The following is a 13,892-nucleotide window of genomic DNA, read 5'->3' on the forward strand; positions in this document are numbered from 1 at the left end:
TTATAGAATAGACAGGCAGGGCAGACCGCCGGGTTTGCCCCCATTCTTTGATTCTGGAGGCCCGTTATGCCCAATACCCGCAACAGCGAACTCTGCCAGCAAACCAAGGACTCCATCGCCAATGCGGCAGTGGACCTGCTTCTGGCCGAACCCGAAGCAGAGCTCTCGGTCACCCGGCTGTGCCGTCAGGCCGGCGTATCCCGCAATGCCTTTTATCGAAATTTCGATGCCGTTGAAGAGGTGGTTGGATATTACCTGCGCTCCCGCTGGATCCGCTATGCTTCCTCGCTGCCGGATCGGCGGGATCTGCTGGAATCGCCGGGGCGGTATCTGATCATCTATATTTACGGCCAGCGCCCTCTGCTGCGCAGTTTACGGGAAAAGCAGATGCTGGGTGTGTTGGAAAAGATGTTTCTGGAAGTTCTTGGCCCGGACGAGGGCACTCCGCCCAGCCTGCGTTACCACCGCAACGGAATGGCCTTTCTGATTTACGGTCTGGTACGCACCATGATTGAAAACGACTTCACCGAAACCCCGGAAGAGGTTTTTCTTCTGATGGACTCGGTTTCCGGCAAATAATTCTATCTGCTCATTTCCAGAGGGCGGCTCTTTTTTCGAGCCGCCCTCTTTTCGTTTGCACCGTTGTGTGCACAACCGCTCTTCCGGCGCAAAAGGTTTATGATAACAATAAGCCCCCGGGAGCTGATTCGCCCCGGGGAAGTTTCCCGCATATACTATGGATACCGGCGCTATGCGTGCGGACATCCTGTACCGAAAGGCGGTATTTTTATGAAACAGCGGCTCTCCCGTATTCTTCCCTTCACACTCTTTCCGGCCATTGCGCTGGGAACCGGATGGCTTTCCAGCACGCTTACCCGATACGGGCTGGAAAATGTTTACCCCAACCTGCTCAAGTCTCCCCTCACCCCTCCCGGCTATGTATTTCCCATCGCCTGGACCATCCTTTACCTGCTGATGGGCATTGGTATGGCAATGGTCTGGAACAAAAGTCCACAGGATCGGGTTCCCACCCTGCGGCTTTGGGGCTTTCAGCTGGTGCTGAATTTCTTCTGGAGCATTCTGTTCTTCGGCTGGAACAATCCATTGGGTGCACTGCTCTGCCTGGCTGTGCTGTTCCTGGCAGTCCTTCTCATGACTCTGCGGTTTTACTCCGTAAGCCCCGCGGCTTCCTGGCTTCAGCTGCCCTATCTGCTGTGGCTGCTCTTTGCCGGCTATCTGAACGGCGCGGTATGGCTTCTGAACCGCTGACCGAACAGAAAAATCCCCCTCTGATTTCATCCATCAGAGGGGGATTTTTCTTGGTTTGCCTTACGCTTCCCACGCAAGCAGCTGAGGCCGGATGGATGCATCCAACCCAATCTCAAACATGCGGCGCCAGGGCATCCAGACCTGATGCAATTCCACACGCGGGGCAATGGAGGAAAGCTCCTCGCGGGTGAAGCGCTCCAGCTCCTGACGGACTTTGGCGCTCACCACGCCGTCCTGCTCGCGCACGTCAAAGTAATTCATGCCATACTGGCTCAGGATGCGGGTAATGCGGGCACGAACCATGCCGCAGTAACCGGCATCCTCAATATAGCGTTCCACCAGGAAATTCTGGTGGGACTGGGTAATGCCGAAATGATAGGCATCCACGCCTTCGGCAATGGCCGTGCCCAGCGTATTGGCCGAGGTGTTCCAGCCGGCATAGCCTGCCACCTTGTCCAACAGATGGGCCCGGTTCAGCATCCGGATGAGCAGCATCTCGCCGCCGTTGCCATAGGCGTTATCGGCAATGGTAACAATGCGGCCTTCCCGCACCCGCTCTTCCACAAAATCCACCAGCTCCGGGAGGCTTCGTTCCACACAGTAGCCCCGCGCCTGAGAAGGCTGCTGCACTGCTTCTTCGATGCGCTCTGCCGGGGCGGTAACCGCCAGAATAATATCGGCGTTTTCGTAAGAATCCGTAATCTGGCACCCGGCAGACAAAAGCTGATTGCGAATGGTGGTATCCAGCGAACAGCCCTCGTAGATGGGGAGCACGGATTTGGCACCCTCTGCGGCATATTTCACATACACCTTGGGTTTGCGGCCTGCCATGTGGTTCAGCATGCGGGCCAGTAAAGTCAGGCCCACTTCATCCGCACCGGGATACATGAGCACATCCCGCATCAGACCCTTTCGGGCGATTCTGTCCCGAACCGACTGCTGATCCATTGCCGCGTAACCATAGGCGGCGGAATCGTCCTGCGGGATGACCAGTGCATCCAGCACGCCCTGTTCCACCAGCTCCAGCGCCCGGTAATTCTGCTGCAGATTGCAGGATCTGCGATCCACATAATCCTTCAGCTTATCCTGATCGATCTCTTCCAGCATCACCTTCAGCTCCTGGTCGCCGCAAAGGCCCAGACGGCTGCGGTGCAGCACCTCACCGGCCCGGTGAATCTGTTCGCCGTACTGCTCGTAATAATCCGGTTCCTCGTCGTCGCTGGAATAGTCCGGGCAGCGCATGACCACCTGAAAGCCATAGATCAGAAGGCGGGGATTTTCCTGCTTCAACCGGCGAATGATATCCATTCGCGGCTCCAGCTCCTCCGGTGTTTTGTGGTGGATACGGGAGGGAACCAGGCCGCCATAAAGCAGCGTATCCAGCGAAAGCACCAGCCCGTCCGCATCGCGGCAGGCGTTCAGCAGGAATTGGTCCACCTTCTCCAGGTCGGCAGGCTGCTTTTTATCGCCCAGTGTTTCGGGCACCACCAGCTCCACCCCGTCATGCTGGAACAAATGCTGTGGAAACAAGCGGTTACAAGGCCGTTCATCCAGCGGCAGCAATACCAGCTTCAGCTTTCTGTTCAACATGTTTTCATTCCTCCTCGGTATGTGCGCTCCGGCAAAAATCCGAACTTGCCGTAATACTCCTTCAGGATTGTCCAGTCAATGCACACTGTATGCGCACCCAGTGCACGCAGCTGCAGCAGAGAACGCTGCAAAAGCAACTCGCCCAGCCGGCGGCCGCGCACTCCGGCCGCGATGCCGATGGGGCCAAGACCGGACCGTCCCCCCGGCTGCACAGCAATTTTGCAGAAGCCACATACCGCACCACCGCGCGGTCGCAGCACCATAAGTTCCGACGGATTCCCGCCTGAACCCAGAAAATCTTTTATCTCTTCCAGCCATCGGCCCGGGAATTCCGCCTGCAAAAAGTCCAGCAGCTGCTGTTCCTGGCCGTGCATCAGCGGTTCCACCGAATAGGGCTCGAAACCGGTCGAATCAAAGGAATCGATCAGGGGATCGTCCGTCACATCGGCTTCCAGATCATAGTGTTCATCCACACACATCTGATAGCCCCGCTTAACGAAAAAGGCAAGTTTTTCCGGCGAAGGCTCCGGCACGCCGGAAAAGAGATTGCACACGTCCTGCCCCAGGAAAATCCGTTCGATCCCACGGTTTCTCATGGTCTGCTCAGCCGCCTTCAGCAGGCAGCTGCCCCAGCCACGGTTCTGAATCTCCGGATCCACCAGAAGCATGCTCACACAGCCCGCACCGCCATAGGGGGGATCCCCCGGTGCAAACTGCTTGGAAACCACTGCCCCCAGCAGACGGCCATCGCCTGTTTTCAGGCAGAGCGTTCCTTCTGGCAGCAGGGCCGGATCCCGAACTGCAACCTGCTCCAAGCGGGCCTTTCCCCAATCGTATTGGGCGGGCAGTGTGCGCTGCAGCAGCCGGTGCAGCGCCGGCAGTTCCTCCTCTGTCAGGGGGCACAGCGCCGCAGACCGCTGTGCATGGGGCCACCAGCCATCCTGTTCCAGATAGCTCAGGTCAAACAGCATGCACCGCCCGGTTTGTGCAAAGCACATCCGGATCGCCTGCTCAATCCGCCGAGGCTGAGGCCGATACTGATTCAGAAACAGGCTGGCCGTAACCGGCGCATCTTCCAGGATCACCTGCTTCGCAAGCCGGGCCGCTCCTTCCACACTGTACCAGAAGGCGGGCCTGTGCGCCGCCTCCTGCTCCGTAATTTCCGGATAATAGCAGCCGGAGAGCAGATTGTCCACCAGATGGGCGTACCCTGCATGCTGGTATTTCTCTGTGCTGGCAAGGCCGTATTCCTCCGGCACATGGCGCACAGACGCCCAGTTCGCACCTACCTGGTCATACAGCGGATACCAGGAACCGGTATAGTCCAGCAGCACCCGGCCCGGGAACCGATGTACAAGAGCGCTCATCCGTTCCATAAAATCATGGATGCACTCGGCACGGCTGGTACGGAACGCGTCAAACAGGGGGCCGGGAACGGCCCTGCCCTCCTCGATCCGGTAGACCGATTCGGGCCACCCTTCCGTATCGCCTGCAAGCCGCTGCACCGCTGCGCGGGTGCGGGGGCCAAAGTCTGAACAAAGGCCCACATACCGTACCCGATCCAGCACCAGCCCCGCCACCGGATACCGTTCCAGAAGCTCATCGGCCAGATCCAGCAGGTACTGCTGAACCTCCGGATCCATGGGATCCAGAAAGAGCTCACCGAAATCGTCAATGGAGCTCACCGTCTGCAACCCCTGCGCATCCATCACCGGGCGGATACAGGGCGCACCCTGTGCATCCAGACCATAAACCTGTGCCTGCCATTCCGGATGCAGGAGCGCGGGCATCCCGGGCTGCGGGTGATTCCGGTTTCCGCCCACAAAAACATCCAGCGCGGCAAACAGGGCCAGGCCCTCTTCCCGGCAGATTTCCACACATTGTTTCAAATAGTCCACACCGGGCGCAAAGGCCGGGTCATACTGGCTGTAATGGGGAGCCAGCTTGCTGGGATACAGTGCAAATCCGCTGGTATCCCGCACACTGAGCAGAACCGCATCCATTCCCGCCTGAGCGCAGCGCCGCATGGCTGCCCGGAATTGATGCGCATCCGCAATGGTCGCCTTGTTTGCCTGGATCTCGATCCAGACGGAATATACAGGAAGCATCCTTTCCTCCCCCGATCAGCCCTTCACCGCGCCGCTGACCGCTTCGATGTAGTTTTTCTGGCACAGGATGAACACAACAATGACCGGAATCACCGAGATGATCGCTCCTGCGGCAATGTAACCGAACTTGTAGTTGAACGAGCCGTTCAGATACTGCAGCGCGGCCGCCAGCGGATATTTCGCAGGATCCTGCAGCACAATGATGGGCCACAGGAATTCGTTCCAGCGGCTGATGAAGTCGAAGATGATCACGGTGGATACTGTGGGCATGATGCCGGGCAGCATGATCTGCCACCAGATCCGCAGTTCTCCCGCACCATCGATGCGGGCCGCCTCGATCAGGTCCTTGGGAACGCCCATATAGCCCTGCCGCAGCAGAATAATGCTGAACACCTTAACCGAACCCACAAGCACAACGCCCGCCAGCGTGTTAAGCAGGTGCATGGCGGAGATGGTGAGGTAGTTGATGATCATACCTGCCGCGGCGGGAATGATCATGGAGGCCAGCAGCACACCCAGGATGAAGTTTTTGCCCTTAAAACGCATGCAGGCCAGCGGATAGGCGCACAGTGCCGAAAGGATCACGTCCATGGCGATGCTGGCCACCGTGATGATGATGGTGTTCAGCAAATATCGGGGCACCGAAAGAAACTCCCACACGCCGATATAGTTTTCCAGCGTGGGATTCTGGGGAATCAGGCTGATGTCATAGATATTCTGGCCGGAACGGAACGAGGCGGCCAGCAGCCAGATAAAGGGGCCGGCACACACAATGGCGATGAGAACCAGCATCACATAGGTGAGTACCGTATTGATTGCCTTGCGGCGTTTTTTTGCCTGAATCATGCCAGACCACCCTCCTCTCCTTTTCTGCCATAGAGGAATACCACAATACTGATCACACCGGTGATCAGGGCCTGCACGAAGCCGATGGTGGCCGCATAGCCGAATTCAAAGCTGTTGAAGGCTTTATAATAGGAGTAGTAGGCAATGACCATGGTGGCGGTATCCGGCCCGCCCTGGGTCAGCACAAACACCGCGTCAAACACGCCTACTGCCGAAATGACAGAGTTAAGGCTGCAGAACCAGATATACGGCTTCAGCATGGGCAGCTTGATGTGCCAGAAGGCTTTGGCCGGCGTTGCGCCGTCCACATAGGCTGCCTCCACGATTTCCTGCGGGATGGACTGGAGCCCCGCCAGGTACATCATCATGTAATAACCAAGGCCCTGCCATACCGTGATGAACATAATGCACAGCATGGCGGTTCTGCTGTCGGTCAAAAAGCCGAGGGAGCTGGAGATAAGCCCCCATTTTTTCAAAAGAGAGTTGATCAGTCCGCTGGGGTCAAACAGGAAGCCCCACATGATGGAAATCGCCACCATGGAGGTGACCACCGGGATGTAGTACAGCGTGCGGAACACCGTAATGCCCCGCAATTTGCGGTTTACCAGCACCGCAAGCATGATGGACAGAATCTGGATTACGGGAACCACCACCACAAACAGGATGGTGTTCACAATGGCCGCCTGGAAGTTGCGGTCATGAAATGCGGTGACAAAGTTTTTCAGTCCCACAAATTTGGTGGTGCCAAGCACCGAGTAATCAAAGAACATCAAGGGCAGACTGCCCAGGATGGGCGCGAATACAAACACGACCAGCAAAATCAGTGCCGGCGCCATGAACAGGTACGCCAGCAGCGTTTGCCGGGTCTGCAAACGCATGGGCCGCCGCTTTTTACCGGAAACGGCTGCAGTTGATGTAGGCATTTTCATTATAGCTTTTTCCCCCTTGTTCCGCAAACCGAAAAGCCCGTTGGGCCCTTCCGACGGGCTTTTTTCACCCTTCAAAGGATCTGCTGAGATGATGGGGCGGCCAGCCCCTTTTAAAAGGGCCGCCAGGGGCCCGGCACTACCCATGAGCTCCCTGGCGGCATTCATTGTATTTTTCGATCTTTGGCCGAATGGTTTAGCCGGCGGACTGCGCCAGAATATCATTCACGGCCTTTTCGCCGTTGTCCAGCGCGGTCTGCGTATCGGTACCGTTCTGGATCACGGCCTCCTGGATCTGGTTCACAGCATCCTGGATCTCACTCTGACCTGCAGTGCCCAGAGAGTAGTCCTTGGAGGTCTCGCTCACTTCCACAGACATGATGCGGGCCTGACCTTCCAGAGTCTCACTGTCAGACAGGAAGTATTCGTCCTGGCTGGCCTTGATGGTGGAGGGGAAGATCGCGGTCTGCTTGCAGAACTCCAGCTGGCATTCGTCGCCGGTGATGTAGGCGGCAAACTTGATAGCCTCTTCATGGTGCTTGCTGGCCTCAGGCACAACCAGATTCATCAATGCATTGCGGGAGAAGCCTTCACTGCCGGTGAGCGGAGCTGCCACACCGATGTTCTCGTACACATCAGGGGCCTCATCCTTGATACGGCTCAGGGAAGAACCGGAGGAGCTTACGATGGCCAGCTGGCCGGTCTCAAACAGTTTCAGCTCGGTATCCCAGTCGCCCCACTTGCTGTTCTTGGGCAGGATGTCCTGATCGGTGAGCTCCTTGAAGCTGTTCAGCAGATCCACGGTATCCTGGGTGTTGAACGCTGCAGCGGTGTTGTCCTCGTTCAGAATGGAAACGCCCTCTTCGAACATCAGGTTGAAGAACTCCGGCGGATTGTACAGGTAAGCGCCGGTCTTTTCCTTCATGGTCTTGGCCGCGTCAAAGGCCTCGCGGTACTGGGTGGGCAGGGTCTCGATGTCCAGACCGGCCTGCTCAAACAGCGCCTTGTTGTAGAACATGATGTTGGGAGAAGCGTACCAGGGGAAAGCGTAAACGGAATCGCCGATGCGGGCAGAATCGTACAGGCTGGGGATATAAACGCTCTTCTGCTCCTCGGTGGCTTCCTTTTCCAGATCCACCAGTGCGCCCTTGCCCGCAAGGGTCAGGGTCATCTGGGTGTTCAGGTTGACCACATCCGGCGAAGTGCCGCCCGCAGTGGCGGTAACCAGCTTCTGCTGGATGGAATCATAGGGCAGGTCCACCCAGTTGATGGTAACGTTCGGGTTTTCCTGCTCGTATTTGTCGATCAGGCCGTTCAAAAAGTCGGTAAACGTGGGCTGCAGAGCAATGGTCCAGAACTCCAGCGTAACCGGTTCCGCTTCAGATCCGGACGCTGTGGAACCGGATGCCGCCCCGGACGCTGCCGTGCTGGTTTCCTGTCCGCCGCCGCAGCCGGTCAAAGCCGTGGCTGCAAGTGCTGCCGCGCACAAGCCGGCTGCCGCTCGTTTCCAAAACTTTTTCATTTGTGTGTCCTCCTTTGTTGCTGTTGATATCCTTAAACGCTTCCGTTCGATAATGCCTGTACCTTTTTTATCCGTCGCGGAACCGCCTAATTCATAAAACTGCCGGGGTCGCATTCACGGCCCACAGATTGTAGTTCAGTGTTTCAATGCTGCTGTTGTCGAAATATGCGAAGGGTAGCCGCTCCCCTTCCAGCTCTTCAATCCGCTCGGTCGCACCGTTCAGATAATCGCGCAGCCGTTTTTCCGTTTGCTGAACGCGTCGGCGCAGCCCTCCCAGACGAAGATCCTGTACCTCAAAGCCAAAGGCTTTGTTTTCCGCCATCCACTGCTCTTCCAGTGCATCTGCGAAGGTGTCCAGCCGTTCCAGCAGTTGCGGGATTTCATACTCCGTGATTTGGCGCAGCTGCTCACGATCCCCGCAGTCGTATGCCCGTTTGATGTTCCGCCCAAGGGCTGCCTTCTTTTCCAGCAGCATGCTCAGTGTTTTCTGGGTGCGGAACAGTCCGGCATATTCCCCGGCGATGGATTCCACCCGCGCCAGCTCCCGGGCCGCTTGTGCATAGAAGGCTTCCACGTCCTCCGGAACCAGTGAATCATAGGTGCCCAGCAGCGGGTCATTGTACAAAAGGAATTTGCTTGCATTGCCATGCACTGCCGGATCCGGGGAGAACCTGCTGGGGCGATCCAGCTCCAGAAAGTCCGAAAAGCGGACTCCGGTCAGAATTTCAAAGCCTTCCCGCTCGCCCGGCTGGCCCCAGGCCAGCGCAGCGTCGGCATAAAGCACCGGAAGGATGGAAAACATACTTGCCTCCGCTCCGTTATCGCCCCAGGCCGTGATTACCACCGATTCCACCTGCTCCTTAATGCAGGCATTCAGGGCATCCCGACCGGCTTCGATGCTGAACGCGTTGCTGGGGGTAAATCCGCTCCATTTCCAGGCTCCGCCGGCGAAGGCAACCCTGCCGGCCATCTGCCTGTGTTTTTGCAGCATGGTTTCGTAGCGGGCCTGCCCCACATGGAAGTAGTCCCAGAACGCCAGCTCCACCTGGGGTGGAATCTCCGGCTGACATTGCGCGCTGGCGCCTTCGGCAGCTTTGTCGTAACTGCCATAGGCCAGGTTGAAGAACATATCGCTCCACATCTGAGCCTTCAAGCCGTATTTTTCGCAGAGCCCCAGCACCCTTGTCAGATGCTCCTGAAGGATCTCAATCCGGGGACGGTATCCGTTCTGATCCAGATACTTTCCCGCACCCACCAGCGCCGCTTCATCCATGCCGATGTTCACCTTACGGGTTGTAAAGCAGTCGGATACGGTTTTTAAAAGCCGATCCAGCAGATGATAGGTTCTTTCATCCCCTGCCAGAAGAATGTCGCCGGTGTCGTTGATGGCATCGTATCGCTGGTAGCGCATGATCTGGTTCAGGTGAGCCAGCGTTTGCAGATACGGCCGAAGCTCCACGCCCAAGCTTGCCGCATACCGATCCAGTTCCTGCAGCTCCTTCTTGGTCATGGCTCCCCGCTGGTAGCCGAAATACGGTTCCCCGTCCAGCTGAATGGTATCCTCCATATACAGGCCCACAAAGCTGTAACCCATCAGGGCGCTCAGGCGAATCAGGCGGCGGATGGCCTCCGGCTTCATCACCGCATTGCGGGACAGGTCTGCCATCACGCCGAATTCCTGAAATGCACAGTGCCGCTGCAGCGTGAAGCAGTCCTCCGTGTGGCTGCAGGCATCCAGAACTCCGCGGGCCAGATCCGTAAGGGTATGGTAGCCGATGTGGATTCTGTCCCCTTCCGCCTTTATGGAATATCCCGGTTGACTTTGCTCTTTCGCATACACCTGCCGGTGCCTTTCCCCGCGCTCCACCAGCGGCAAAAGCTCGTTCAGAGCCCGGGCCGCCCGTGCACAGGTATCCGGATGAATGCTCCAGCTCATAATGGCAAGACTTCCTTTCCGCAGGGTTTTGCGCCGTGTATCTTGCGTCCCCTCTTTGCCCCAATTATACCCACCGCACCAATGGGATTCAATAGATTTCACCGATTCTGAAAGAAGTTACACGCCTTTGAAAGTAGTTTCTGTTTTCGGGTGCTTTCGCAAAACCAGGAATTCATCCGGCACCATCATTTCGACCATCAACCCCCTCTATCTATTCCAGTTTTACGTCAATATGCACACTTTTTCTTTGAGTTCTGTGCATTTTATTATTTTCAAAGCAATAATTTGCTTGTATTTTCGGCTCTGTCATTTGTATTTTTTGTCGATTTTCGCGCATTGTTTTTTCTGTCTTTCGGTTTTATAATTAAGTCCATGTTTTGAATGTTTTCTCACAGGCGCCCCCGCCGTTCCCCCGCACAAAGGAAGTGACCCCCATGCAATATCGCAGAACCATTCAGCAAATCATGGACTCTTACAATCAGATGACCCAGGTGGAGCGCACTGTGGCCGATTTCTTTCTGAACAACACAAAGCCTGTGGATCTGGCGTCCAAAAACCTGGCCAAGCTGTTGTATGTATCGGAAGCAACGCTCTCCCGTTTCGCCAAAAAATGCGGCTATAAGGGTTACCGGGAATTCAGCTATGAATATGAACGGGAGCTGAGCGGCGCGGAAAGTGAGCGCCAGCCCGGCGAAGCAAACTCCCAGGTGGAAGGGCTCTATGGCCTTTTAATGGAGAACAGTTTTTCTTCCATCGACAATACCCAGATGCGCCGCATTGCCGCCATGATGGACGAAAGCCGCCGGATTTTCATCTTTGGCATCGGTCATTCCGGGCTTGCCGCCCAGGACTTTCAGCTGCGGTTCATGCGCCTGGGACTCTGGATTCAGGCCGTGAGCGATTCCCAGCTGATTCAGATCACGGCAGCGCTGGTGGCGCCCGGCGATCTGGTAATCGCCTTTACCATGAGCGGCAGAACCTCGGAAATTACAGGCGGCATCCGCATGGCCAAAGCGCGGGGTGCGCGAACCGTCCTGTTTACCGGCGGCCCTGCACCGGATAAATCCGACAATATGCCCGACGAAATTGTCCACCTGATTTCCCTTCGGGAGATGGGGGGCGGACTGCGCATTTCCCCTCAGGTGCCGCTGCTGATGCTGATCGACACCCTTTATGTGACCTGTCTTTCCCGAAACACCTACAAAAAGGCGGAAATCAGCCGCCATGCGGATTCCATGGTGGCCCGGGAAAAGCCCCAGCCCAGCCTTTGGGACCCTGGGGAAGAAAAGGAAATCTGACAAAACAAAAGTCCCCTGCTCAAGATGAGCAGGGGACTTTTGTTTTTGGCTGTTAAGTTGTTGTTTTCTTTTCGCTGTCGTTCTTACTTGTTTTTAATGTATTCGTCGATGGCCTTGGCAGCGTGTTTACCCGCGCCCATGGCCAGAATAACGGTGGCAGCACCGGTCACGGCGTCGCCGCCGGCGTACACGCCCTCACGGCTGGTCAGACCGTCGTCGCCGTTGGTCACGATGCAGCCGTGGCGGTTGGTTTCCAGGCCGGGAGTGGTGGAACGGATCAGCGGGTTCGGGCTGGTACCGATGGACATGATCATGGTGTCCACATCCAGCACGAAATTGCTGTCCTTCTTCTCCACGGGACGGCGGCGGCCGCTGTCATCGGGCTCGCCCAGCTCCATCTCCACGCACTCCATACCGGTCACGCAGCCGTTCTCGTCACCCAAAACGCGCACGGGATTGGTGAGCAGCTTGAAGATGATGCCCTCTTCCTCGGCATGCTCCACTTCTTCCTTACGGGCGGGCAGTTCTTCCATGCCGCGGCGGTACACGATGTACACGTTCTCGGCACCCAGACGCTTGGCGCTGCGGGCAGCGTCCATGGCCACGTTGCCGCCGCCTACAACGGCCACGTTCTTGCTCTTCTTGATGGGGGTCTTGCTTCCTTCCTTGTAAGCCTTCATCAGGTTCACGCGGGTCAGGTACTCGTTGGCGGAGTATACGCCCTTCAGGCTCTCGCCGGGGATGCCCATGAACCGGGGCAGACCGGCGCCGGAAGCCACATACACGGCCTCGTAGCCGTAGTCGTTCATCAGCTCGTCAATGGTCAGTACCTTACCGATGACCATGTTGGTCTCGATGTCCACGCCCATGGCCTGCAGGCCTTCGATCTCGTTCTGCACAATGGCCTTGGGCAGACGGAACTCGGGAATGCCGTACACCAGCACGCCGCCTGCCAGATGCAGGGCTTCGTACACGGTGACCTTGTAGCCCAGCTTGGCCAGGTCGCCGGCGGCGGTCAGACCGCTGGGGCCGGCGCCGATGATGGCCACCTTATGGCCGTTGGATTCGGGAACGGTGGGGGCAGTGTTGTTGTGCTCACGATGCCAGTCAGCAACAAAGCGCTCCAGACGGCCGATGCCCACGCTCTCGCCCTTGATTCCGCGCACGCACTTGCCTTCGCACTGAGTCTCCTGGGGGCAGACGCGGCCGCACACCGCGGGCAGCGCGCTGGAGGCGCTCAGCACCTGATAGGCACCCTCAAAATCCTCTTCCGCCACCTTGGCGATGAAGCTGGGGATGTCGATGCCAACCGGGCAGCCGGTCTGGCAGGGCTTGTTCTTGCAGCCCAGGCAGCGCTTGGCTTCGTTGACTGCCATCTCGGGAGTGTAGCCCAGAGCTACCTCCTTGAAGTTTTTGTTCCGAACGTTGGGATCCTGGCTGGGCATGGGGCAGCGCTTGGGATCCATATTATGCAATGCCATTTTCGGGTTCCTCCCAATTGTTTTTCAATTTCCTGACGATAAAGAGTTTTTCTGTACGCGAAATTACTGCACGTTCTTCTTGAACAGGTTGCAGTGCTCCTCACGGGCGTGAGTCTCGAATTCCTTGTACATGTTGCCGCGCTGCATGGCCTCGTCGAAGTCCACCAGATGGCCGTCGAAGTCAGGGCCGTCCACGCAGGCGAACTTGGTCTCGCCGCCCACGGTCAGGCGGCAGCCGCCGCACATGCCGGTGCCGTCGATCATGATGGGGTTCATGGACACAACGGTTTTCACGTCGTACTTCTTGGTGGTCAGGCAGACGAACTTCATCATGACCAGAGGCCCGATGGCGATCACTTCGTCGTAGTTCTCACCGCTCTTGATCAGCTCTTCCAGAGGAGCGGTAACCACACCCTTCTGGCCGTGGCTGCCGTCGTCGGTCATCATGACCAGCTTGTCGCTGCAGGCGGCAAACTCGTCCTCCAGAATCACCAGATCCTTGTTGCGGAAGCCCACGATGCTGTGCACTTCACAGCCCAGCTCATGCAGCTTCTTGGCGATGGGGTAGGCAATGGCGCAGCCCACGCCGCCGCCCACAACGGCAACCTTCTTCAGGCCGTCCAGATGGCTGGCAACGCCCAGAGGGCCAACGAAGTCGTGTACGCTCTCGCCCTCGCGCAGCTCGTTCAGCTCCATGGTGGAACCGCCCACGATCTGGAAGATGATGGTCACGGTGCCCGCCTCACGGTCATAGTCCGCCACGGTCAGGGGGATACGCTCGGAATCCTCCTTGGCGCGCACGATGATGAACTGGCCGGGCTGGGCCTTCTTTGCCACCAGCGGTGCCTCAATCACCAGCTTGGTGACGGTGGGGTTCAACTCTTTTCGTTCGACAATTTTAAACATTTGGGGTTAC

At 57.3% G+C, this 13,892-nt stretch carries 11 protein-coding genes; 3 read left to right on the forward strand and 8 right to left on the reverse strand.

The features are described from left to right. The first annotated feature begins 66 nt into the window (after positions 1-66). Both EDD77_RS01815 and EDD77_RS01820 read left to right on the forward strand, forming a co-directional pair. Positions 67-579 (forward strand): TetR/AcrR family transcriptional regulator, encoded by a 513-nt coding sequence (locus EDD77_RS01815; protein ID WP_058966278.1) that lies wholly within the window; start codon positions 67-69, stop codon positions 577-579. A gap of 210 nt (positions 580-789) precedes the next feature. After that, positions 790-1,269: a TspO/MBR family protein gene (locus EDD77_RS01820; protein WP_058966280.1), complete on the forward strand. Its 480-nt coding sequence runs from the start codon at positions 790-792 to the stop codon at positions 1,267-1,269. Positions 1,270-1,329: 60 nt separating this feature from the next. Here the strand turns inward: EDD77_RS01820 and EDD77_RS01825 are convergent, their stop codons facing one another. The 6 genes from EDD77_RS01825 to EDD77_RS01850 form a co-directional block, all read right to left on the reverse strand. Continuing rightward, positions 1,330-2,859: a DUF4127 family protein gene (locus EDD77_RS01825; RefSeq protein WP_058966282.1), complete on the reverse strand. Its 1,530-nt coding sequence runs from the start codon at positions 2,857-2,859 to the stop codon at positions 1,330-1,332. Continuing rightward, on the reverse strand, positions 2,853-4,967 hold the full coding sequence (locus tag EDD77_RS01830) for a GNAT family N-acetyltransferase (RefSeq protein ID WP_058966284.1): 2,115 nt from the start codon (positions 4,965-4,967) through the stop codon (positions 2,853-2,855). The genes EDD77_RS01825 and EDD77_RS01830 overlap by 7 nt, the downstream gene beginning before the upstream one ends. A gap of 15 nt (positions 4,968-4,982) precedes the next feature. Further along, positions 4,983-5,813, reverse strand: coding sequence for a carbohydrate ABC transporter permease (locus EDD77_RS01835; RefSeq protein WP_058966286.1), 831 nt, complete (start codon positions 5,811-5,813; stop codon positions 4,983-4,985). Continuing rightward, positions 5,810-6,742 (reverse strand): carbohydrate ABC transporter permease, encoded by a 933-nt coding sequence (locus EDD77_RS01840; RefSeq protein ID WP_242868467.1) that lies wholly within the window; start codon positions 6,740-6,742, stop codon positions 5,810-5,812. The genes EDD77_RS01835 and EDD77_RS01840 overlap by 4 nt, the downstream gene beginning before the upstream one ends. A gap of 193 nt (positions 6,743-6,935) precedes the next feature. Further along, positions 6,936-8,261, reverse strand: a complete 1,326-nt coding sequence (locus tag EDD77_RS01845; RefSeq protein WP_058966291.1) for an ABC transporter substrate-binding protein — start codon at positions 8,259-8,261, stop codon at positions 6,936-6,938. A 91-nt stretch (positions 8,262-8,352) separates the two neighbouring features. Further along, entirely contained in the window at positions 8,353-10,197 is a 1,845-nt protein-coding gene (locus EDD77_RS01850) for a beta-N-acetylhexosaminidase (RefSeq protein ID WP_058966293.1), read from the reverse strand. A 434-nt stretch (positions 10,198-10,631) separates the two neighbouring features. On the opposite strand from EDD77_RS01850, the gene EDD77_RS01855 reads away from it, so the two are divergent. Continuing rightward, complete coding sequence (locus EDD77_RS01855) at positions 10,632-11,495, forward strand: MurR/RpiR family transcriptional regulator (protein WP_058966296.1); 864 nt, start codon at positions 10,632-10,634, stop codon at positions 11,493-11,495. Positions 11,496-11,578: 83 nt separating this feature from the next. On the opposite strand, the gene gltA is transcribed toward EDD77_RS01855, so the two are convergent. Next, positions 11,579-12,976, reverse strand: a complete 1,398-nt coding sequence (gene gltA / locus EDD77_RS01860; RefSeq protein WP_132587288.1) for an NADPH-dependent glutamate synthase — start codon at positions 12,974-12,976, stop codon at positions 11,579-11,581. A 63-nt stretch (positions 12,977-13,039) separates the two neighbouring features. Next, complete coding sequence (locus tag EDD77_RS01865) at positions 13,040-13,882, reverse strand: sulfide/dihydroorotate dehydrogenase-like FAD/NAD-binding protein (RefSeq protein ID WP_058966307.1); 843 nt, start codon at positions 13,880-13,882, stop codon at positions 13,040-13,042. Positions 13,883-13,892: the final 10 nt, after the last annotated feature.

It is taken from the genome of Allofournierella massiliensis (assembly GCF_004345265.1).
Lineage (GTDB): Bacteria > Bacillota > Clostridia > Oscillospirales > Ruminococcaceae > Allofournierella > Allofournierella massiliensis.